Genomic DNA, 21,909 nt, shown 5'->3' on the forward strand with positions numbered 1-21,909 from the left:
AAGGCTTCTCCTATTTTTTTGCATTCAATAAAAAGAACGATAGGCTAATGTTCTCGGAACCCGAATAGAGGAGGAAACCATGAAAGTTGCTGTATGCATCACGACATGCAAACGCCACGAGGGTCTGAAGCGGTTGCTCAAGTGTCTGGAAAACTTAACCTTCAAGCGCTGCATTCCGGACGAACTGCAGGTGGTCGTGGTCGACAATGATCCCGCCGAGCCCGAAAAGGCATTTTGCGAAAGTGAAAGCCGTCGCTACAGATGGACGCTGCGATATGTGGCTGAATCACAACGGGGTATTTCCTACGCGCGCAACAGGGCAATCGTCACGACGAGGGACGATTTCGATTTTATTGCGTTCATTGATGACGATGAAGTGCCGGAGCATGACTGGCTTGATGAGCTGCTGCACGTTCAACAATCGTATGATGCCGACATCGTCGCCGGTCCGGTTCTCTCCATATTTGAAGAAGAGGTACCTGAATGGGTATTGAAAGGAAAGTTCTTTGAACGGGCCCGTTACGAAACGGGGTATCGAATGAAGATGGCAGCGACAGGTAACGTGCTGATCCGGGCGGAAGTCGTCCGGAATATGGAGACGATCTTTGACGAACGGCTGGCTTTGACCGGAGGGGAGGATACGCATTTTTTCATGCGCTTGCACAAGATGGGCCACACGATCGTCTGGGCCGACAATGCGCTGGCTCACGAGTATGTGCCGAACAGCCGTGTGACGATGAACTGGATATGGAAACGAGCCTATCGATTGGGCAACACGATCACCTTCTGCGAGATCGACTTGTATCCCTCCGTCAGGGTGAGGGTCAAACGCCTGCTGCTGGGAGGGGGAAAAGTCGTCCAAGGCGTACTGCAGATGATTATCTCTCCCGTATTGGGGCAACACGCTTTCGTCTGGGCGATTCGCCATATGTACCGCGGGTTTGGCATGCTCGCCGCGTTAGCCGGGCGCCATTACGAAGAGTATAGGAAGGTACAGTACACGACTGAAAGTAAAGGAGAATCAGTATGAAATGTATCGGTTATCTGTCGGCGGCCCCGAGGGTCTCCACCAGACCGGATGCAGAGGCAAGCGGGCCGCGTTCCCATGTGTTGGGGGTCATCAACGGATTCAGGAATTCTGGCTGGCATGTAAGAAGCTTTATCGTCGGGGACCGTATGGCTGTGAAAGTGCTGAAGAAAAACACGGAAAGCATGCTATCGAAAAGCAAACTGCACGCGCTGCTCGCCGATGTGGTCAGGTTTGGCATGGGCGTCGTCAACGCCCGCCGCGCACTAGGCGAACTGGACGATGAAGTGCATTGGGTGTATGAGAGATTTGCAGCGCTGCAGTCGTTGGGCTGGATTTTCAAACGGAAGGGGATTCCCTGGATTCTCGAGACGAATGCTCCGCTTTTCTACGAGGCCAAAGTGGAGAGGAAAAGCTTGGTGCTGACAAAGCTTGCCCGCAAATTGGAAATCAGCGCCTACCACAAGTGCGATGTCCTGATCTGTGTGACGGAAGAGCTGAAAAACATCATTATCCGCGAGACGGGAATTGACCCCGGCAAGGTGATTGTCGTGCCTAATGGTGTCGATGTTCTGGTATACGACCCGCAAAAGTACAGGGCAAAACGTCTGTTTGCAGAATTTACCGTCGGCTTTGTCGGCAGCGTCATCTCCTGGCAGGGGTTGAACTTGCTGCTGACGGCAATCAAAGAACTGCAGGAAGAAGGAGTTTTTATCCGTGCAGTGATCGTCGGGGACGGACCTGCCCGGGGGGAGTGGCAGCAATTGGCCGAAGAGCTCGGATTGTCCGAATACACGAAATTTGTCGGGAGAGTGCCGGCGACGGAAGTGCCAGAGTACATTTCCGGTTTTGACATATGCTACTCCGGGCAGTTGCCGCTCAAGATAGGTGTCATGTACCTCTCTCCGTTAAAACTGTACGAATACATGGCGATGGCGAAACCGGTGATCGCTTCCAACTTTGCGGATGCAGGCAAGCTGGTGAAAAACGGCGTCACCGGCTATCTGTTTGAACCGGGCAACCTGGAGGCGTTAATGAGCTGCCTGCGTGAAGCGTATGCTGCCGGAGGCAATCTGGTTGAGATGGGAAGAGCGGCCCGCGAGCAAATTGTGCAGGAGCACAGCTGGGAATCCCGGGTGAGAATGATGATTCCGCAAATTGAAGAGATTCTTGGGAGGAAGGTATGAAGATCAGGACCGTTTCCGTTTGTGGAGTAAACGTGCAAGCCTTGAAACTGCAAGACCTCCACTCGCTTATTCAGACAGCTGTACGAAGCAAAGAGAAGTACATCATTGCCAATCACAATCTGCACAGCCTCTATCTGTATCACAAAGAGCCGAAAATGCGTGACTTTTATGCAAAAGCAAATTATGTCCACATTGACGGAATGGCGCTCGTTTTTATTGGTCGGCTGCTGGGCAAACCGCTCAGCCGGGACCATCGCGTCACCTATATCGATTGGACTGACCCGCTGATGAAAGAAGCGGAGGAGAATGGATACCGCATCTTCTTTTTGGGCTCAAAGCCAGGCGTCGCCGACAAGGCAAGGCGCATTCTTGCGGAAAGATATCCCGGATTGCAAATGGAGGTCGCTCACGGGTACTTCAATGCAGCTGCCGGTAGTGACGAATGCAGGCAAATTCTCGACAGGATCCGTGCTTTCTCTCCTCACATTCTCATGGTCGGCATGGGCATGCCGCGTCAAGAGGAGTGGATACTGGAGAATTTTTCGGAGATTTCGGCAAATGCGATTCTGACGGCCGGGGCCTGCATGGACTACGTTGCAGGAGAAGTGCCGACGCCGCCTCGCTGGCTGGGAAGAATCGGGCTGGAGTGGCTGTATCGGCTGCTCAGCGAACCGGGGAGGCTGTGGAGACGATATCTGATCGAGCCCTGGTTTATTGGAAAATTATTGTTAAAAGAGTTGATTTATCGAAAAAATTTGAAAGACAAGGGGTTGTCTTCATGATATTGGTAGTAGGCGGGGCTGGGTACGTCGGCAGCCATACCGTTAGGATGCTGTTGGATCAAGGGTATCAGGTAGCAGTACTCGACAATTTGACGACAGGCCACCGAGCAGCAGTGGATCCACGGACGGTCTTTATCGACGGCGACTTGGGAGACTGTGCCGATCTGGACCGGGTGTTCAGTACATATCCGATAACTGGCGTGATGCATTTCGCCGCGAACAGTCTGGTGGCGGAGTCGGTGGCAAATCCGTTGAAGTACTATCAGAACAACGTTGCCTCAACGATAAACCTGTTGGAAAGCATGCTTCGTTACGGCGTCAGACGGTTTATCTTTTCCTCTACTGCTGCCGTGTACGGAGTCCCTGATGTTGAGCTGATCGATGAAACACTGCCTGCCAATCCGATTAATCCTTACGGCCGCACCAAGCGGATGATTGAACAAATTATCGAAGACCTTTCCGTCTCACACGGTCTGGAATACGTCACACTGCGGTATTTTAACGCGGCGGGAGCTCACCTGTCCGGGGAGATCGGCGAGGATCACGATCAGGAAAGCCATTTGATCCCGATTGTCTTGCAGCATTTGCTGGGGCTGCGGGACAAGATTACGGTATTTGGAACAGATTACGATACCCCGGACGGAACCTGCATTCGGGATTATATTCATGTCCTTGACTTGGCCAATGCCCATATTTTGGCGCTCGCTAAGCTGTTTTTCGGCGAAGTGCGCAATCAGGTGTACAATCTGGGGACTGGGCGCGGTTATTCTGTAAAAGAAGTGATCAGCCTATGCGAAGAGACAACCGGCAGAAAAGCGGTGATCCAGTTGGGAAACAGGCGGGAAGGAGATCCGCCCAGACTCGTCGCGGCCAATCGCAAAGTGAAGGCGGAGCTCAACTGGGTGCCGGAACACGATCTAAAAAGCATGATCAGTTCTGCCTGGAACTGGCATACCAAGTATCCTGCCGGCTATCAAGTCCTGAGATAACCGCAGTTTTCAGACGTTGAGCCAACCCGTTAATGAGTGCTCGCAAAACTGTACAAGCTGAAAATAGGTCTTTACCAAACAGGGCATCTATTGTATCGTTTTTGATGATCAATACATGCCCTGTTTTTTTAAAAAGATGGCGTTCGCAGTTTGGACCTGGCAAAAAGCCGCACTTTTCTGAACTAACAAAAATGAATATCACCAATTAATAGAAAAAGCGTTTAAAAGTATAAAGGCACATGATTTTAACAGTTGGATATGTTATTCTACTTAAGACAACTTGTTTTGGGAGTGGAGTTGAATGATAGGGAAGCGTATTCAACAACTGAGAAAAGAGAGGGGACTGACTCTTTCGGAGCTTGCGGAGCGAGCCGATGTGGCCAAGTCCTATTTAAGTTCCATTGAAAGAGACGTTCAATCCAATCCCTCCATTCAGTTTCTTGAAAAAATCGGGGCTGTGCTCAATGTTTCCGTACAGTCGCTGCTGCAGCAAGAAGATAATCCACGGGACGAAGGGGTCGATCAGGAATGGTTTTCCCTGATTCGCGAAGCAATGGATTCCGGCGTGAGCAAAGAACAATTCAGGGAGTTTTTGGAGTTCAACAAGTGGAAGTTGAACCGTCCAAAAGACTGATCCGCTTAAAATAGATGACGTCTAAAAACATACAAGGTTCGCAGATAGCGTGTACCTTGCATGGAGTATGCTTATCGCGGAATGGCGATCATTGTGGGTGTGGCCGTAAATTTCACCCGAATGCGGTCGTTCGGGGACAGCTGCACGATCCCTGATACCGTTCCCGTGTCATACCAGACCGTTCCGTTTCTGCTAAATTCGATTGAGTTAACCGTGCCATTGGCGGTAATAACCTCTACCGGGTAGGTGTTAGTATTCTGGTAGACGTAGGGACTTGCTCCTACGCTCAATACCACCGGTGCATTTGAAATACTTGCACTCTTCGCCGGCGGGTCAGCCAGCCTGGAAAAGGTCGGGATGACATACGTAACGGCCTGATTAGTCAGCGTAACATTGGCCAGGACAGACAGCTCATACTGTGTAGGGCTTTTCTGCACGGTAATCGTATAGGTTCTCGTATCTGAGCCAAGCCGAATCCGATCGCCAATCCTCACTGCGTTCTGAACATTTAGATTTATCAGATTTGACCCGCTCGTAATGCTTCCTGTTACCCCCGTCAGCGTACCCAACGTTCCTTCCGACGTGCAGATCCAGCCGATACCTTCCGTTTGCACAAGCGCAGCATCCGTAAACAGAATTTGATCTCCCTTACTAAATGAACCTGACGAAGGTTTTTCCGGCGAGTAGATCATGCGAAACGCGTGCTGATCCTCTATGGCCGTGCCCGCCATCTGCCGCAAAGAGAGGCCGGCAAGGTAGATCGGCTGCTGCTGCCCCGCCGGAGCGCTGTTGATCACGGTCAGACGCAAGTCAGGCGGCGGGTCAGGACTGTCGTAATCGTAGTAAAACTCCATCTGTTTGGAGCGGAATGCATCTTGGGTGGGCAGAGAAAAGAAGGCTTCTCTGACCAGTGGAGTACCGGCGGCACCGCTCTCCAATCTGATCAACCATCTGCCGGGAGGATTGGCGCCGGGCAATTTATACGTGATCGCTATGCGGTACTTTGCGCCTTTTTTCAAAGGCTTTCTGAGAAACTGACGAAACTGCTGATACTGGCTGGAGGGGGAGAGTACAATTCCCATCCTGCCAGCCGGCAGGTCTGCCCCTGTGTAGGAAGTGACCGACATGCTGCCGGCATCCCATCCCAGCGGCACAGGACTCGTATGCAGGTTCAAGGAAAAATCGGCATTGTAGAGCATCTCCGCAGACAAACTGCCGTTGTCATTTGACGTCAGCTCGGGCAATGGCAAATGGGTTTCATAACTCTTCAAAAAGACGGGCATTTTCGATATGGACAACAGATTGGCGCCGTTTTGGGTTCTGCCGTCAGCAAGTAGGGCCCAGCTGTTCTTCAGCTCGAACGGGAGGGTAGCAGGAGGGATTCTGTCGTCATCCGCCCATAACACATAGCCCTGGCTGCCGTCACTGTACACCAGCGACAGATTGTGCACGCCGTCAGAGGTTGTGGAATAGGAGTATGTCCTCGCCCCGTTCAAGAGATCGACCATGCGGCGGTAGGCGAAGCCGGGTGGGATGAGTGTAGGGGGATGGGCCAAATCAAGCAGCCGCAATCTCGACCACGGGTAGTCGATGCCATAGAAGTAGCAGCGGTCCACGCCGGCAATCCAATTGCATAGATACATGCGGATCAGGTAGGAGATGGCGAGATCGTAAGGCATAACGACAGAGTAGTCGAGCGGATCGGTTCCGTACAACGTTCCTTTGTAGTAAAAGCTGTTCCAGGTACTCTCCGTGTTCCAGAGGGGCAGGTTCCCAACGCCTTGCCCCGCCATAACAGCCTGATAGGCGCCTGCCAGATCAATCACGCTCTCCGGCGGACCGGGAAAGGTGTAGAGGTGTACCCCGACAATGTCGATCCAGTATTTCCCGCCGGCTGTCATGAACGCATCCAATGCCGCCACTCCGCCCCATTCCGTGAAGCTGGGGCTGACGATCTTGGTCCCCGGATCGATCGCTTTCAATACCTGATTGGCCTCTCTGGTCAACTCAACCAGTTTGTCGACCGTTCCCGAGTAGTATCGGCTTAAATTTGCTTCATTCCAAATCTCGTAGTAGCCAATTTTCCCCTTGTAACGCGTTCCGATTACGCTCAGGTAGTCCCGCCAGTCCTGAATGTTGTTCGGAGGGGCGCTATTGTAGTAATCCGTACCCGGAACAGGCGAGGGTCCGCCCCCGGTTGCCCAAGCAGGGGGTTGTCCCAGCGTCCAAATGACGTCAAGACCGTTTTTCTGGGCAAAATCGACAAAGCTGTCGACGACGGAAAAATCAAAACTGCCCTTCGACCTCTCTATATTCCCCCAGTTTGTTCCCGTGTCCCAAAGGCGAATCGATCCAAAACCGAGCGGTTGAAAGTCCTGGGTCTTCTTCATGTGCATGCCAAAGAACCTGCTGTCGATCTGTTTTAACGAAATGGAATTATTTATGAGAATAACCTCCTTTTTCAAATGCAGATATATAGAACAGCGTATGAAACACAAAATCGAATGGTGTCGGCGCTGCACCGTACAGTTTCGTTCTTTTAAAGAAACGTCATGTTCGTTATAAAATGTATGAAAACGAGAGAGATCGGGAGTTAATACGAGATAACGAACGAAACTTGTTTGAAATAGGCAATTAAGGGCAAAAACTGCCATTTTTATTTCCTCATCCTTCCTGTATACTCAACGTATCGGTTCGTTAAAACGAACTAGTGAGAAACGAAACGAACAGAGGAAGGGGAAGGGAGTACATGTATACGTCTGTTTTACGCGTATCGTCAGGATTTGGGATAGAGGGGACAGCCTACGTATGGATATGGTGATTGATGTTCTCACAACGATTCGCAAAAGATGGTTTCTCACGCTGGCGGTTGCGGCAATCGCCGGTATTGCAACCGGTCTGATCCAATTCTTCGTACTGGTTCCCAAGTATCAAGCGACGACGACTCTGCTTGTGCAGCCCCAAAACACCAACAATATGAATATTTACACCAGCTCGCTGGGAAATCAGCAGCTGCTTAAAACCTACACAGAGCTGATCAAAAGCCGGCGCATCGCCGAAGACGTCATCCGCAAGATGCAGTCCACGATCACCCCGGCGCAGCTGCTGGAAAAAGTAGCTGTGAAAATAAACAACGGCACTTTTCTGTTTTCCATTACCATCACCGATCAGAATGCCGCGTTGGCCGTCCGGTACGCAAACGCATTCTCCCAGTCGATCACCGAGAATGCCAATCTGTTCATGAATATAGACAATGTGATGGTTATCGACGAAGCGGAAGGAAGCAGCAATCCCGTTCCCATTGGGCCCAAACCGTACGTGAGCATACCGATCTCCGTCGTTCTTGGATTTATGGTCGGTGTGGTGCTGGCGCTCTTTTTTGAAATGGTGGACAGAGCCAAACATGCGTCCAGCCCGCGAAAGAAAAGCTTCGCGTCGTAAAAAATTCAGGCAATTCAGGCAATCTCTCATTACGCATAGAGGAGATGGTTTTCGAGATGAAGGTCAGAAAAGCTGTTATTCCCGCAGCAGGGCTGGGGACGCGTTTTCTTCCTGCAACGAAGGCGATGCCGAAAGAGATGCTGCCCATCGTTGATAAGCCAACCATTCAGTACATTGTTGAGGAAGCCGTCGAATCCGGCATCAAAGACATCATTATTGTGACGGGACGAAGCAAACGGGCAATTGAAGACCACTTTGACAAAAACTACGAACTTGAATTGAACCTGCTGGAAAAGAGCAAGAATGACCTTTTTAACATCGTAAATGGGATTACCAATCTTGTCGATATTCACTACGTCAGGCAGAAGGAAGCGCTGGGTCTGGGCCATGCCATTTGGTGCGCGCGAAAGTTCATCGGCAATGAACCCTTTGCTGTTCTGTTGGGAGACATGGTGATTCGGAGCGAGACGCCGTGCCTGAAGCAGATGATCGACATCTACGACCAGCAAAACTCCAGCGTGATTGCGGTCGAACCGGTTGAATGGAGCGAAGTGGGCAACTACGGCGTGATCGAAGGGGTGAACATCGACGATAGCCTGGAGTTGATCAAAAACCTGGTGGAAAAGCCAAAGAGTAATCCACCATCCAACCTGGCGATCATTGGCCGCTACATCCTGGATCCGCGAATATTCGCGATTCTGGAACGGATCAAGCCGGGAGTGGGCGGCGAGATTCAATTGACCGACGCCCTGCAAGTCCTCGCTCAGGAACAGGCGATGCTGGCCTATAGGTTCAAAGGGACGCTTTACGACGTCGGCAGCAAGATCGGCTTTTTAAAGGCGACAATCGAGTTTGCCCTGCATAACGAAGAGCTCAACGAAGACTTCCGGCATTACCTTCGCGACTTTCAAGCGGCGGAGATGTTGAAAAAAGAAAAGGTAGGAATGCGATAAACCATGGGGATGCTGCCTCGTCACATCGAACAAACGATTGATGTTCCCAAAAGCTTGTACGTGCGGTTTGGCAAACAGATGCTTGACCTCATGCTGTGTCTGCTGCTCGCCTTGCCCGTACTTGCGGTATGTGCCGTCGTTTCTGTTCTGATCAAGCTGGATTCAAAAGGCCCCGTCTTGTTCAGGCAACCCCGTTTTGGGAAAGACGGCAGGGAATTTCAGATCTATAAATTCCGCACCATGTACATAGATGCACCGAGACAGGGCAGATCGCCTGTAAGCGACCGCGACCCCCGGATCACGAGAATTGGGCGGTTGCTCAGGAAGACGAGTATAGATGAACTGCCGCAGCTGATCAACGTCCTCAGGGGCGAGATGAGCTTCGTCGGCCCTCGTCCGGAACAGTCCTCGATTGTACAAAAGTACTACACCGGCTACGAAAGGCAGCGGTTTCTCGTCAAACCGGGGATTACAGGGTTGTGGCAAATCAGCATGGATCGGACGAAACCGATTCACGAAAACCTCTCCTATGATCTCCAGTACATCAGAGAAATGTCGCTCGGCCTTGACCTTTGGATTATTTTGCAGACGGTCCTGATCGTATGTAAGAGCAATACCTGTTAACTGATCGGGCCGCAATTGGATGTGAACCAGATGCTTAGTCGATTAAAGAACAGTACGCTCGCCCGCAATACCCTGTGGATGGTGCTTGGCCAAGGGTCGCGTATTCTCATTCAAGCTGTCTATTTCATCATCATCGCTCGCTGCCTGGGGGCGGAAGGATACGGCACATTCGTCGGGGTTGCATCCCTGGTCGGCATCTTTGCCCCCTTCTCCACTTGGGGAACGGGAAATTTACTGGTCAAGCACGTTTCGAGAGACAAAGGGGTGTTTCCCCAATATTGGGGCAATGCCTTGGCCATGACCGTCATATCCGGGGTCTTGCTTACACTATTGACCGGTATTGTCGCTCAGTTCACACTGCCGGTGTTTGTCAGTCCGCTGCTGATACTGGCGATATCCGTTTCCGACCTGATCTTCTACCGGCTGCTGGACGTCAGTTCACAGGCGTTTCAAGCGTTTGAACGGCTAAAAAGAACGGCGCAGCTGCAAGTTTTTCTCAGCCTGGCGAGATTGGTCGGGGCCGCTGCCCTCGCTTTGTTCTCCGACAGCAGATCGCCGGCGGAATGGGCGGTCATCTACCTGTGTACGACGGTGATAGGGGCGGCTGTCGGCGTCTGGCTGGTCAACCGTGAACTTGGAACTCCCCGTGTGGAGTGGAGGAAGCTGTTCGCCGAATTGCGAGAGGGCTTTTACTTTTCCGTCAGCAGTTCGTCTGTCGCGATTTACAACGACACGTCGAAGATTCTGCTGGTCAATCTGTCAACGCTTGAAGCGTCCGGCATCTTCGCCGCGGCCGGACGAATCATCGAGGTCTCCCTCAGCCCGATCCGCGCGTTGATGGGCGCTGCCTACGCAAAATTTTTCCAGGATGGAAGAGACGGCATTGCCGGGAGCTTGCGGCTCGCGAAACGGCTTCTCTCCGTTTCCGTGGTATACAGCGTAATTGCCGGGATCTGCATCTACGCGGCCGCTCCTGTTCTGCCCTGGCTGCTGGGCGAGGATTATTCCAATGCCGTTGACGCGGTGCGTTTCCTGGCGGTTGTGCCGCTGCTCAAAAGCATGTACAGCTTCGCCCAGGATGCGCTTACGGGGGCCGGTTATCAGGGGTGGAGAAGCGGGATACAGGTGATCGTAGCAGTGATCAATCCGCTGACCAACCTTCTGCTGATTCCCTTGTACTCCTGGAGGGGGGCTGCCCTCGCAGGCATGGCATCCGACCTGCTGCTGTCCCTCGGGTATTGGCTGGCGATCTGGTACTTCTACCGCAGAGACAATTTGTTAAAAGTGAAAGCTCACATAGCAAGCTAGGGGGAAATCACATTGGAAGCGGGAACGCTAAAGCCTGACATTTTGTCATCGGATCAACTGAAAGCGGGCGTGCTAAAGATTGCTAACGCTGTGGAAAGGGTATTTGCCGTCGCCTCGCTGCTGCTGTTTACCAGTGCGCTGCTGCCCCATCTGCAGAAACAGAGCGGGACGACGATGGATAACATCGAAGGCAACCCGATGCTGCAGTACTTTTGGTATGGCATTTACGGGGTTACCCTGGTGCACTTGTTCGTCAGATGGAAAAGCGTGATGGGCATTCTGCAGCGAGACAAGATCGTGATTCTGCTGACGCTCTTCACGATCAGTTCGGTTCTCTGGTCATTTGCCCCGGAAGTGACCATGCGGCGCGGCATTGCGCTCTTGGGGACGACCATGTTCGGCGTCTACTTTGCCGCCCGTTTCAATCTGGTCGAACAGCTGCGCCTTGTCGCCTGGGCGATGGGTATCGCCGGCATCTTGAGCGTGGCGTTCGCGCTGTTCATTCCGGAATACGGAATCTACGTCGATGACCGCGGAGAGGCCTGGCGGGGCATTTACACCCACAAAAATACACTGGGACAGGTCATGACGCTAGGCGGTATCGTATTCCTCATCCTTGCCGCCCAGCAAAAATGGAAGAGTTGGCCCATGTGGGCAGGTTTTGGATTGTCCGTCTGCCTGCTCCTCTTATCCCAATCCAAAACGGCGTTGGTCATCTTTTTAGGACTGCTGCTCCTTGTTTCGCTTTTACGCACGATCGTTCGGCACTATTCTCTGGCCGTTCCTTTGATCATCATTTCGTTTCTGATTTTGGGCGGCATTTCCGTTCTTTTCTACGGCTATGTGGAGAATGCGCTGGAATTGGGATTTGAAAGCATGGGGCGGGATCTCACCCTGACCGGCCGTACGGAGCTATGGGCAGCGATGTTTGAGAAGATCAGCCAGCATCCCTGGTTTGGCTACGGATACAACGCCTTCTGGCTGGGGCTGGACGGCGAGTCTGCCGATATTTTTCTCATGACCGGGTGGTTGCCCACGCACGGACACAACGGCACCTTGGACATCTGGCTGCAACTGGGAGTAATCGGGGTCGTCCTGTTTGTCGCCAGTTACATCTCCCAGTTTAAAAAGGCAGTGCGCTTCATCGGGACTTCTACCGGAATGCTGGTCTGCTGGCCGTTTTTGTACCTCATGTTTATGCTGTTGTACAGTTTGACGGAAAATACGCTCTTGCGGCAAAACAACATCTTTTGGGTGCTGTACGTGTCACTCGGACTATCCCTGTTGTCGGACGCAAAGCGAGCCGCTTCGCAAGGCGGAGAGCATCTTAACAGAGAGAGAAGGAGGGTACCAAGGTGACAATCGTAATAACCGGTGTGGCGGGCTTCCTCGGGTCCCACCTCTGCAAGGAGTTGCTGGCAAAAGGGCGGCGGGTGATTGGCATCGACAACTTTTCCACGGGAAGAGAGCGCAACCTGAACGAAGTAATCGGCCATCCCGATTTTTTCTTGATCAACGATGATGTAACCAACAAAAGAGTCGTCGAGTTTTCCCTCCTGTCAGGGGTGGAGGAAATCTATCATCTCGCCTCTCCGGCGTCGCCGAAATTCTATCAGCTGGCGCCGTTTGAAACCATTGCGGTCAATACGATCGGAACACAACATATGCTAGAGGTGGCGAAGCGCAACAATGCGAAGCTGCTTTACGCCAGCACAAGTGAAGCGTACGGCGATCCGGAGCAGCATCCGCAGGCGGAGGATTACCGCGGCAACGTGAATACCTGGGGACCGCGGGCCTGCTACGACGAGGCGAAGCGTTTGGGTGAAGTGATGTGTTACGAATATTACCATCGCCACCAGGTTCAAGTGAAAGTGGCCCGCATCTTCAATACATATTCGGACGGTCTTCGCAATGACGATGGCCGGGTGATCTCCAATTTTGTCACACAGGCGCTCACTGGCAGAGACATTACGGTTTATGGCGACGGAAGCCAGACGCGCTCTTTCTGTTATGTAGATGACAATATCCGCGCACTGCAGATGATGATGGAGAAAGATCAGGCGACGGGAGAAATCATCAACATTGGCAATCCCGACGAGCACCGCATTATTGATGTGGCCCGCATGGTGAAGCGACTGGCGGGATCGGAAAGCGGCATCACCTACCATCCGCTTCCCCAAGACGATCCCAAAGTGCGGCGTCCCGTGATCGACAAGGCCCGCCAGATGCTCGGCTGGACGCCAGAAATTAGCCTGGAAGAAGGGCTGAAGAGGATGATCAAAGCGTACAGGACAGAATTGATGCTGCAGTCAAAGGTGTAAACAGTCATTTTCCATAAAAAAACAATTCTCGGAGGATTCACAATGAATGTGGTATGCATTGGGTCAGGCTACGTGGGCAGTGTAACCGGCGCTGCTTTTGCAGCACTGGGCCATCAAACGACGGTGATCGATATCGATCAAGCGAAAGTGGAGATGCTGAATGCAAAAAGAAGCCCGATTTACGAGCCGGGGCTGGACATCCTGATCGCCAAAACCATCGGGAATACATTGTTTGCTTCGACGTCGTACCAGGCTGTGTACGATGCCGATGTCGTCTTTATCGGTGTCGGCACTCCGGAAAAAGCAGACGGTTCGGCGGATCTCACCTACATCAGGCGAGCCGCCGCCAGCATCGCAAAGCATCTCAATCCCCACCGGTTTACCGTGATTGTGAACAAGTCGACGGTGCCGGTCGGGACGGCGGATCTCGTCTCTTCAATCATTGAGGAAGAATCGCTGCTGGAAGCTGAGCTGGATTTTGCGGTGATTAGCAATCCGGAATTTTTGCGCGAGGGGTATGCGGTCGAAGATGTGTTCTTTCCGGATCGGGTGGTGATCGGCACGGAAAATGAACGGGCCAGGGCGGCCATGCGCACTTTATACCACAACCTGATTGAGCGGGCCGGCTACGATGCGATTTGTCGAGACTTGCCGTTTACCGCCAACCTCCATTCGCCTGCGGCCGTCTATTTTGAAACCGACACGAAAAGCGCGGAAATGATCAAATACGCCTCTAATGCGTTTCTGGCAGTGAAGATCAGCTACATCAACGAGGTAGCCAGACTCTCTGAGGCGCTCGGAGCAAATGTGCTGGATGTGGCAAAAGGAATCGGCCTTGATTCGCGAATCGGCGAAAAGTTTTTGCAGGTGTCAAGCGGCTGGAGCGGCAGCTGCTTTCCCAAGGATACGGCGGAATTTTTGGCCACGAGCCAAAAGTACGGCAGCGAACTGTCCACGGTAAAGGCCGCGGTCGAATCGAACCTAAAGATGCATCTGTTTGTCGTGGAAAAAATCCAGCGACAGCTGAAGACGCTGAACGGGAAACACATTGGCATACTGGGGTTGACGTTCAAGCCAAATACAGATGACGCCCGCAAAACCCAGGCTACCGTGATTATTGAAAAACTGCTTGAGCTGGGGGCCCACATAAGTGTGCATGACCCACAGGGAATGCCGATGTTTCGAGCGCTGAACAAAAATCTGGCGGTGCGCTACTGCGACTCTCCGCTCGACGTGGCCCATGCTGCCGACGCGCTGATCCTGCTCACTCACTGGCAAGAATACCAGACGCTGGACTGGCGGCAGGTGAGCCGGAAGATGAGATCCTCTTACGTTCTCGACACCCGCAACGTACTGTGCCGCAAGCAACTGGAGGAACTGGGATTACTCTGCGAAGGGCTGGGGATTGGCGTTACGGATAGGAAGGCGAGTGGACATGCACAGGCACAAGTCGGGAGCGTTCGTCTTTAGAAGGCCGTAAGGGTCAAAAGCTGTCGAGAAATGGGGAGAAAACGTGAAGTTTGACACGGAGCGATTACTATACAGAAGGCAGTATATACTTGGACCCCGGTTTTTGGTAAATCGCGGCGGATGGAAATGTCTGCAAATCGGTGACGACCTGTTTGCTACGGTCCACCCCGATCTGGAAACGGCTCAGGCATATGGAAACGGTATGCAATTAACGCTGCTGGGCTTTCTCATCGATCCCTTTCATCCCGAGTACTCCAATCGGGAGGTTCTGCAGCATATTAGCGAGACTGCTTCTTGTTTCGACGAGGTGATCGAGGCGGCGGAGCGCTACGGAGGCAGGTGGATCATCATTTGCCACGACGGTGCCCGCGTCAGAATGTTCCACGATCCCTGTGGGTTGCGGCAGATCTTTTATACCAAGAAGGGTGGCGGACTCTGGTGCGGCTCGCAGCCGGCAATACTGGTGGACAGCCTGAACGGGAGCTTTGAACAGGACGAAGCGGCCCTGGAACTGGTCAACTCGCCGCAATTTGACCAGACGGAACGGGCCTGGCCGGGTGACGGCACCATCTACAAGTCGATCAAACACCTTTTGCCCAACCACTACCTGGATGTCACGGAAGGCCAAGTGGTCCGCTACTGGCCGAGAAAAAAACTGGAACCTACCAGCTTGGACAGGGCTGTTCAGACAGCGGCGGCGATATTGCGTGGATCGCTTGCGGGCGCGGCCCGGCGGTATGAATTGATGATGCCGGTGACGGCGGGGTGGGATAGCAGAACGCTGCTTGCGGTCAGCAGGGAGATGCAGGAGAGCATCTTCTACTACGTCTGTCAGCTGAGCAGCCTAACGTCCGAGAGTCCGGACATCCGGATTCCCTCGCGGCTGCTTCCCCGGTTGGGCCTTGATTTCCGCGTCGTGGCCTGTGAGGACAGCATGGACCCGCGCTTTCGGGAGGTGATGAGCAAGAGCGTGACGATGGCCAGAGACCTGCCGAAAACATTTACGATCTACCACCACTACAAGCACTCCCAGGGGAAGCTGAACGTCTGCGGAAACGCCAGTGAAGTGGCCCGCAAAAGCACCCACCTGACATACCGAAAGAAGTTTTCCGGCAGGCTCCTGGCAAAGTATTCAGGTTATAAAGGCATCCGGTACGTCACGTCTCAGTACGAAAAGTGGCTGCGGGATACTGAACCCGTTGCCGCGCAGTACAACCTCCACGTTTTCGACCTATTTTACTGGGAACAGCGAATGGGCAATTGGGGAGCGATGTACCCGGCCGAACAGGATATCGCGATCGAAGAATTCTGCCCCTTCAACAATCGAACTCTTCTCGAGGCGCTGCTTTCTGTCGACGTCAAATACCGCGTTACGCCCAACTGTCTCTTGTACCAGGAACTGATCAGACACATGTGGGAGGGTGTTTTGTCCGAACCGATCAATCCGCTTAGCCTGCGGGGCAGAGTAAAAAGGTCGCTTAACAACATTTATCAGCGGTACGTCTTGAGGTAAATGTCCGGCGCTGCTCCCTTGTGTTCGCAGTAAAGAGGGGGGGACCGCCAGACGAGAATGGCATGACGTTGTTGGAGAAAGGGGTAAAAAGTGTGGATATTGATGTAGACAAATTGCTTTATCGAAGGCAGTATATCCTCGGTCCGAGGTATCAAATGAAAAGGAAAGGATGGAAGCAGCTCAGGATTGGCGAAAATCTCTGCGCTACTGTCCATCCTGAGCTGGAGACGATTCAAACTGAAGCGAACGGGATTCAATTAACCCTGCTCGGATTTATCATCGACCCCTTTCGACCGTTGTACTCCAACGAAGAAGTGCTGCAGAACATCAATCGAAACGCACGGAATTTTGATGACGTGATCTTCCAGACGGACTGCTGCGGCGGGCGATGGCTGATCATTTACAGCGATGGGGCAGGTGTAAAGCTGTTCCACGACACCTGCGGACTCAGGCAGGTATTTTACACCCGGTCAAACGGGGAGGTCTGGTGCGGTTCGCAGCCGGCGATTCTGGTCGACTGCCTGGAAGAGACGTTTTTTGAGTTCGACGAATCCGCCATGGAGTTGATCGACTCCCCCCAGTTCGACAAAACGGAACGCGTCTGGCCGGGGGAGGGAACGATCTACAAAGCGATTAAACACCTGATGCCCAATCACTACCTCGACGTGATTACGGGGAGTACCGCCAGATTTTGGCCGACGGAAAAACTGGAGGAGTTGGACGTAGGTTATGCAGTACGGCTCGGAACGGAGATGCTGCAGGGTTCGCTGCAAGCAGCTGCTAACCGGTACGACCTGATGCTGCCCGTGACGGCAGGTTGGGAAAGCAGGACGCTGCTCGCGGCAAGCAGAGCGTTTAGCGACAAGATCACTTACTACATCAGCAAGCACTGCGAGCTGAACGCGAACAGTGCCGACATTCGCGTACCCATGCAGCTGCTCCCTCGTCTCGGGTTGCAATTGAACGTCATGGAGTGCGAGCGAAGCATGGACCCGCAGTTCAGGGAGATCCTGCACAAAAACGTAACAATGGCCAGGACTCTGCCCAAGTCGCTGACGATTTTCCACCACTATAAGTACTCACAGGGAAGATTGAACGTCTGCGGCAACGGCAGCGAAGTGGCCAAGAAGTGTGTCTATACCTACTTCGACCGGAAGCGGATTGACGGCAGGTTCCTTGCCCTCATTACAGGGTATAAAAACGTGGGATTTGCCACCGGACAGTACGACAAATGGCTGCAGGATACCCGGCACATTGCCAAGGAGTACAACATCGACATTTTCGATCTGTTTTACTGGGAACAGCGGATGGGGACCTGGGGGGCGATGTATCCGGCCGAGCAGGATATCGCGATTGAGGAATTTTGGCCTTTTAGCAACCGGAAATTGTTGACCACGCTGATGAAGGTGGATACCAGGTACCGAAACCCGCCTCATTACGTCCTCTATCGGGAATTGATTGCATCGATGTGGAAGGAAACGCTGCGCGAACCGATTAATCCGATGAGCTTTCAAGAAAAGGGAAGAACGCTGCTGCGAGACACGTACAAACGGTATCTTTTGCGATAATACTCGATCATAACTGATCTGCTTTTTCCAGATCTCTGTCTTAAAACCGTCGGAGAGATGTTCTATTTTTCAAAATGAGGAGGAGCAGAAATGGCACTCTCGTTTGATTTCTCCAATGCATTGCCTTTTTTAGGAAGGCAGGAAATCGATCATCTGCGTGAATTTGTAAAGGTTGCCCATTGCTTTCTTCATGAAAAGAAAGGACCCGGATCTGATTTTCTTGGTTGGGTTGATTTGCCATTAAACTATGACAAAGAAGAATTTGAACGAATTAAAAAGACTTCTGATAAAATCAAAACGGATTCACAGGCCCTTGTGGTTATTGGAATTGGGGGGTCATACTTAGGGGCAAGAGCTGTAATAGAAGCTTTAACACATTCCTTTCAAGCTCAGATGAATGGTTCGACCCATGTATATTTCGCCGGTCAAAATATGAGTTCCACCTATCTATCCCACCTGCTGGAAGTGTTAGATGGGAAAGAAATATCTGTCAATGTCGTTTCCAAATCTGGAACAACAACGGAACCAGCCATCGCTTTCCGCTTTTTCCGCGATTACATGGAGAAGAAGTACGGAAAAGAAGGCGCAAGAAAGCGAATCTATGCCACTACGGATCAAGCAAAGGGAGCTTTAAAAAAGCTGGCTGACAAGGAAGGATATGAAACCTTTATTATTCCGGATGATGTTGGCGGAAGATTTTCCGTACTGACAGCGGCAGGTCTTTTGCCGATCGCGGTAGCTGGATTAAATATTGATCGGTTAATGCAAGGAGCTCAGGCGGCATACATGAAATACAGCCACCCTGACCTGTGGAATAATGAAAGCTATCAATACGCAGCCGTACGCAACGCTCTCTACCGAAAGGGAAAAACGATTGAATTGCTGGTAAACTACGAACCTGCTCTTCACTACATGGCGGAATGGTGGAAACAACTTTTTGGCGAGAGTGAAGGAAAGGATCGGAAAGGACTCTTTCCCGCATCGATTGATTCTACGACTGATTTGCATTCCATAGGGCAATACATTCAGGAAGGCCGCCGGGATCTTATCGAAACGGTTTTGCTGGTAAAGAAACCGCAAATACTGATGACGATTCAGGAGTGCCCGGAAAATATGGACGGATTGAATTTTCTGGCAGGAAAAACCTTGGATGATGTCAATAAGAAAGCATTTCAAGGGACCTTGCTGGCCCATGTAGATGGAGGGGTACCCAACCTCATCATTGAACTGGATGAAATGAATGAATATACAATTGGTGAATTGGTTACCTTTTTCGAAAAGGCTTGCGGCATCAGCGGGCACTTGCTAGGTGTAAACCCGTTTGATCAACCTGGGGTTGAAGCGTATAAGAAGAATATGTTTGCTCTGCTTGGCAAGCCCGGTTTTGAAGTAGAAAAAAATAAACTGGAGAAGCGTTTAGAAAATAAATACAGCTATTCATTCGGTTAACTTTGACGGGCATGGAATTTTATTCTTCCATGCCATTTGTGTGTCTAGCGCAGGCGATCATCAGGGTCCGCTAAAGAAGGACTCGACAACTTCTGCGAGCAGGCTTCAATCGAAACTTTTTTTATTGACAAGCACGCCTCACCATTTCTATAATAAAAATTAAGAAAAAAGGAACAACATTCCGTAATAAGGAACGCATGGAGGTGTGAAAATATCAAAACACCAAGAGACACCTCATCAGTTCAATCCGTCGATCGCGCGTTGTACGTATTGGAACTGTTAAAGGAAAATGTTGACGGCCTGGGAATTACTGAGCTTGCCCACCGTATGGGTCTGGCTAAAAGTACCGTGCACCGCTTGCTCACTTCCTTGAAGAACCAGGGGTACGTCAGGCAAGATCCGCAAAGTGAGTGCTATCTTTTGGGCTTGAAACTGATTGAACTGGGTTCAGTTGTGTCACAATCATTAGAAATACGAAAGATCGCCAATCCAATAATGAACCAATTGGTACTAGAGACGGGCGAGACCTCCCATCTCGTGTTATTGCAAGAAGGAGAGGTGGTGTATATTGAGAAAATTGAAAGCCCTTACACCATCCGCATGTACTCACTGATTGGCAAACGTGCACCCGTTCACTGTACGGGTGTCGGAAAAGCGATCATTGCCCACATTCCTGAAGAAGAGGTTCGAAAAATCGTCGAACAGAAAGGTTTGCCGAGATTTACAGCAAACACGATTACCTCCTTTGATGAGCTTATTGCCAATCTCCAGGAGATCAGAGAAAGAGGCTATTCGCTCGACGAGGAAGAACACGAACCCGGCATCTACTGTGTCGCCGCACCTATTCTGAATCACAGCGGCCAGCCTGTAGCAGGACTGAGCGTATCCGGGCCGACAATGCGAATGGATGAAGAGAAAATCAGGCTTTGTATGGATCGCGTTGTCTTCTATGCCCGCGAAATATCCAAACACCTTGGGTTTCGAGGGTAATTTTTTTTCGAATCAAACAGGAACGTTGTTCCGTATTGAGGAACAAAATTGTCAGTAGCTTTCAAATCGTTTTACCGCTTTCGAGGGAACGTTATGTTATGTATCTAATCTTTTCAACCATAGGGGGATAACATCATGAAATTGAAAAGCATTTTATCCGGTTTTGCCGCGACTGCTCTGATCGCTTCTCTTGTCGGCTGCAGCTCGGGGAACTCGGCAGCTCCATCTGATAAGCAGTCTGCCGGAGAAAACTATCCGAAAAAGCAAATTGAACTCATCGTACCTTATGCAGCTGGCGGCGGTACTGACGCAGTTGCTCGCGCTTTCGCCGACTCTGCTAACAAAACTCTGCCTCAGTCCATCGGGGTCGTGAACAAAAACGGCGGCGGCGGCGCTGTTGGAATGAGCGAAGGGGCAAAAGCCAAACCTGATGGCTACAAGGTGACACTGGTGACGGTAGAGATGACGACCCTGCCCCCGCTTGGCCTGGCCGCTTTTACATCGGACGATTTCAAACCGGTTGCCCGTCTGAATGCAGACCCGGCTGCCATTACCGTCCGTGCCGATGCTCCGTGGAATACCATCGACGAATTCTTGGCCTACGCAAAGGAAAACCCGGGCAAGATCCGGATCGGCAACTCGGGTACAGGAGCGATTTGGCATTTGGCTGCTACCGCTCTGGAGCAAAAGGTCGGTACGAAATTTAACCACATTCCCTTCGATGGAGCCAACCCTGCTGTGACGGCTCTGCTGGGCGGACATATTGAAGCAGTATCCGTGAGCCCGGCAGAAGTAGCGGCACATGTGGAAGCCGGCAAATTGAAAGTGTTGGCTGTCATGGCAGATGAGCGGGTTGAAAAACTGAAAGACGTTCCAACCCTGAAAGAAGAAGGGATCGATCTTTCCATCGGTACCTGGAGAGGACTTGCCGTTCCGAAAGATACTCCCGACGATGTGGTCGCTGTATTGGAAGCCACCACGAAGAAGGTAACCGAAGACAAAGCCTTCACCGACATCCTTGAAAAAATGAACCTTGGTGTTTCCTATGCCGACAGTGCAGCCTTCAAAGAGGCGATTCAAAAAGACAATGAGCTGTTCACAAAACTCGTCTCCGATCTGGGGCTGAAAAAGTAAGAAACGTGTTGGACACGGGCCTTGCTGCGAAGCGATTCCCGTGTCCTCTGTTTTAAGGAGGGTAGTTCGTGAAAAAGTCTGATTTTTTTGTTGGTATTGCTCTCATTCTCTTGTCTGTTGCCGTCTGGATTACATCCGGAGGCTTTCCGTCTGTTGGTGATACGGATGTGGGTCCCGGGTTTTTCCCTCGATTGATTGCTGGCGGACTGATTTTGCTGTCAGTATTGATGGTCGCAGGCTCATTTAGACCCCTGCCGAATAGTGAAGAAGATGCGGCTCCCACCTTGTGGGGACGCACTGTTCTCGGGATTGTCTGTACGTTTGTTTTTTTGGCGCTCGTTTATCTCGGCGGTTTTCATCTGGCGACTCCGGTGTTTTTGTTTGGATTCATGTGGCTGTTTGGTTATCGCAAACCCGTCGCCTCGATACTCGTAGCCGTGCTGGTTACACTGCTCATCTATCTCATCTTTGAAACAGCGCTGCAGGTTCCCCTGCCTGCCGGCGTCCTGTTCGAGTAAG

The 21,909-nt window shown here is 51.7% G+C and carries 19 protein-coding genes; 18 read left to right on the plus strand and 1 reads right to left on the minus strand.

Features of this window, described 5'->3' with window-relative positions; genetic code table 11:
• The first annotated feature begins 79 nt into the window (after positions 1 to 79).
• The 5 genes from ACI7RC_RS06385 (at position 80) to ACI7RC_RS06405 (ending at position 4,619) form a co-directional block, all read left to right on the plus strand.
• Complete coding sequence (locus ACI7RC_RS06385; protein WP_408107398.1) at positions 80 to 1,030, plus strand: glycosyltransferase family 2 protein; 951 nt, start codon at positions 80 to 82, stop codon at positions 1,028 to 1,030.
• The gene (locus ACI7RC_RS06390; RefSeq protein ID WP_408107399.1) at positions 1,027 to 2,214 is read left to right on the plus strand and encodes a glycosyltransferase family 4 protein; all 1,188 of its coding nucleotides are present in this window, start codon (positions 1,027 to 1,029) and stop codon (positions 2,212 to 2,214) included. The genes ACI7RC_RS06385 and ACI7RC_RS06390 overlap by 4 nt, the downstream gene beginning before the upstream one ends.
• The gene (locus ACI7RC_RS06395; protein WP_408107400.1) at positions 2,211 to 2,996 is read left to right on the plus strand and encodes a WecB/TagA/CpsF family glycosyltransferase; all 786 of its coding nucleotides are present in this window, start codon (positions 2,211 to 2,213) and stop codon (positions 2,994 to 2,996) included. Before ACI7RC_RS06390 ends, ACI7RC_RS06395 begins: the two co-directional genes overlap by 4 nt.
• Positions 2,993 to 3,985: a UDP-glucose 4-epimerase GalE gene (galE, locus tag ACI7RC_RS06400; RefSeq protein ID WP_408107401.1), complete on the plus strand. Its 993-nt coding sequence runs from the start codon at positions 2,993 to 2,995 to the stop codon at positions 3,983 to 3,985. The genes ACI7RC_RS06395 and galE overlap by 4 nt, the downstream gene beginning before the upstream one ends.
• 301 nt (positions 3,986 to 4,286) lie before the next feature.
• Positions 4,287 to 4,619, plus strand: a complete 333-nt coding sequence (locus ACI7RC_RS06405) for a helix-turn-helix domain-containing protein (RefSeq protein ID WP_408107402.1) — start codon at positions 4,287 to 4,289, stop codon at positions 4,617 to 4,619.
• A 71-nt stretch (positions 4,620 to 4,690) separates the two neighbouring features.
• On the opposite strand, the gene ACI7RC_RS06410 is transcribed toward ACI7RC_RS06405, so the two are convergent.
• Entirely contained in the window at positions 4,691 to 7,015 is a 2,325-nt protein-coding gene (locus ACI7RC_RS06410) for a hypothetical protein (protein ID WP_408107403.1), read from the minus strand.
• A 412-nt stretch (positions 7,016 to 7,427) separates the two neighbouring features.
• On the opposite strand from ACI7RC_RS06410, the gene ACI7RC_RS06415 reads away from it, so the two are divergent.
• From ACI7RC_RS06415 to ACI7RC_RS06475, 13 genes are all read left to right on the plus strand, one after another.
• Positions 7,428 to 8,060 carry a YveK family protein gene (locus tag ACI7RC_RS06415; protein WP_408107404.1) on the plus strand — a complete coding sequence of 211 codons (633 nt, stop codon included), beginning with the start codon at positions 7,428 to 7,430 and terminating at the stop codon, positions 8,058 to 8,060.
• Positions 8,061 to 8,116: 56 nt separating this feature from the next.
• A complete protein-coding gene (galU, locus tag ACI7RC_RS06420; RefSeq protein WP_408107405.1) occupies positions 8,117 to 9,013 on the plus strand; it encodes a UTP--glucose-1-phosphate uridylyltransferase GalU in 897 nt (298 codons plus the stop codon).
• A 3-nt stretch (positions 9,014 to 9,016) separates the two neighbouring features.
• Positions 9,017 to 9,637, plus strand: a complete 621-nt coding sequence (locus ACI7RC_RS06425; RefSeq protein WP_408107406.1) for a sugar transferase — start codon at positions 9,017 to 9,019, stop codon at positions 9,635 to 9,637.
• Positions 9,638 to 9,667: 30 nt separating this feature from the next.
• Positions 9,668 to 10,945 (plus strand): oligosaccharide flippase family protein, encoded by a 1,278-nt coding sequence (locus ACI7RC_RS06430; protein ID WP_408107407.1) that lies wholly within the window; start codon positions 9,668 to 9,670, stop codon positions 10,943 to 10,945.
• A gap of 12 nt (positions 10,946 to 10,957) precedes the next feature.
• A complete protein-coding gene (locus ACI7RC_RS06435) occupies positions 10,958 to 12,304 on the plus strand; it encodes an O-antigen ligase family protein (protein ID WP_408107408.1) in 1,347 nt (448 codons plus the stop codon).
• Positions 12,301 to 13,266: a GDP-mannose 4,6-dehydratase gene (locus tag ACI7RC_RS06440; protein WP_408107409.1), complete on the plus strand. Its 966-nt coding sequence runs from the start codon at positions 12,301 to 12,303 to the stop codon at positions 13,264 to 13,266. Before ACI7RC_RS06435 ends, ACI7RC_RS06440 begins: the two co-directional genes overlap by 4 nt.
• Before the next feature lie 42 nt (positions 13,267 to 13,308).
• The gene (locus ACI7RC_RS06445; protein ID WP_408107410.1) at positions 13,309 to 14,736 is read left to right on the plus strand and encodes a UDP-glucose dehydrogenase family protein; all 1,428 of its coding nucleotides are present in this window, start codon (positions 13,309 to 13,311) and stop codon (positions 14,734 to 14,736) included.
• A gap of 43 nt (positions 14,737 to 14,779) precedes the next feature.
• Positions 14,780 to 16,249, plus strand: a complete 1,470-nt coding sequence (locus ACI7RC_RS06450) for a class II glutamine amidotransferase domain-containing protein (protein ID WP_408107411.1) — start codon at positions 14,780 to 14,782, stop codon at positions 16,247 to 16,249.
• A gap of 92 nt (positions 16,250 to 16,341) precedes the next feature.
• Entirely contained in the window at positions 16,342 to 17,817 is a 1,476-nt protein-coding gene (locus ACI7RC_RS06455; protein WP_408107412.1) for a class II glutamine amidotransferase domain-containing protein, read from the plus strand.
• Positions 17,818 to 17,907: 90 nt separating this feature from the next.
• Positions 17,908 to 19,266 carry a glucose-6-phosphate isomerase gene (locus tag ACI7RC_RS06460; protein ID WP_408107413.1) on the plus strand — a complete coding sequence of 453 codons (1,359 nt, stop codon included), beginning with the start codon at positions 17,908 to 17,910 and terminating at the stop codon, positions 19,264 to 19,266.
• Between the two features lie 213 nt (positions 19,267 to 19,479).
• Complete coding sequence (locus ACI7RC_RS06465; protein ID WP_408107460.1) at positions 19,480 to 20,256, plus strand: IclR family transcriptional regulator; 777 nt, start codon at positions 19,480 to 19,482, stop codon at positions 20,254 to 20,256.
• Between the two features lie 135 nt (positions 20,257 to 20,391).
• Positions 20,392 to 21,390 (plus strand): tripartite tricarboxylate transporter substrate binding protein, encoded by a 999-nt coding sequence (locus ACI7RC_RS06470; protein WP_408107414.1) that lies wholly within the window; start codon positions 20,392 to 20,394, stop codon positions 21,388 to 21,390.
• 68 nt (positions 21,391 to 21,458) lie between these two features.
• On the plus strand, positions 21,459 to 21,908 hold the full coding sequence (locus ACI7RC_RS06475) for a tripartite tricarboxylate transporter TctB family protein (RefSeq protein WP_408107415.1): 450 nt from the start codon (positions 21,459 to 21,461) through the stop codon (positions 21,906 to 21,908).
• Position 21,909: the final 1 nt, after the last annotated feature.

This window comes from Brevibacillus sp. B_LB10_24, assembly GCF_046036945.1.
Lineage (GTDB): Bacteria > Bacillota > Bacilli > Brevibacillales > Brevibacillaceae > Brevibacillus_C.

Coding starts and splice junctions, on each gene's coding strand:
- ACI7RC_RS06415 (WP_408107404.1), top strand. CDS start 7,428: ATGGATATGGTGATTGATGTTCTCACAACGATTCGCAAAAGATGGTTT.
- ACI7RC_RS06410 (WP_408107403.1), bottom strand. CDS start 7,015: ATGCACATGAAGAAGACCCAGGACTTTCAACCGCTCGGTTTTGGATCG.
- ACI7RC_RS06390 (WP_408107399.1), top strand. CDS start 1,027: ATGAAATGTATCGGTTATCTGTCGGCGGCCCCGAGGGTCTCCACCAGA.
- ACI7RC_RS06460 (WP_408107413.1), top strand. CDS start 17,908: ATGGCACTCTCGTTTGATTTCTCCAATGCATTGCCTTTTTTAGGAAGG.
- ACI7RC_RS06470 (WP_408107414.1), top strand. CDS start 20,392: ATGAAATTGAAAAGCATTTTATCCGGTTTTGCCGCGACTGCTCTGATC.
- ACI7RC_RS06395 (WP_408107400.1), top strand. CDS start 2,211: ATGAAGATCAGGACCGTTTCCGTTTGTGGAGTAAACGTGCAAGCCTTG.
- ACI7RC_RS06385 (WP_408107398.1), top strand. CDS start 80: ATGAAAGTTGCTGTATGCATCACGACATGCAAACGCCACGAGGGTCTG.
- galE (WP_408107401.1), top strand. CDS start 2,993: ATGATATTGGTAGTAGGCGGGGCTGGGTACGTCGGCAGCCATACCGTT.
- ACI7RC_RS06430 (WP_408107407.1), top strand. CDS start 9,668: ATGCTTAGTCGATTAAAGAACAGTACGCTCGCCCGCAATACCCTGTGG.
- ACI7RC_RS06445 (WP_408107410.1), top strand. CDS start 13,309: ATGAATGTGGTATGCATTGGGTCAGGCTACGTGGGCAGTGTAACCGGC.
- galU (WP_408107405.1), top strand. CDS start 8,117: ATGAAGGTCAGAAAAGCTGTTATTCCCGCAGCAGGGCTGGGGACGCGT.
- ACI7RC_RS06425 (WP_408107406.1), top strand. CDS start 9,017: ATGGGGATGCTGCCTCGTCACATCGAACAAACGATTGATGTTCCCAAA.
- ACI7RC_RS06405 (WP_408107402.1), top strand. CDS start 4,287: ATGATAGGGAAGCGTATTCAACAACTGAGAAAAGAGAGGGGACTGACT.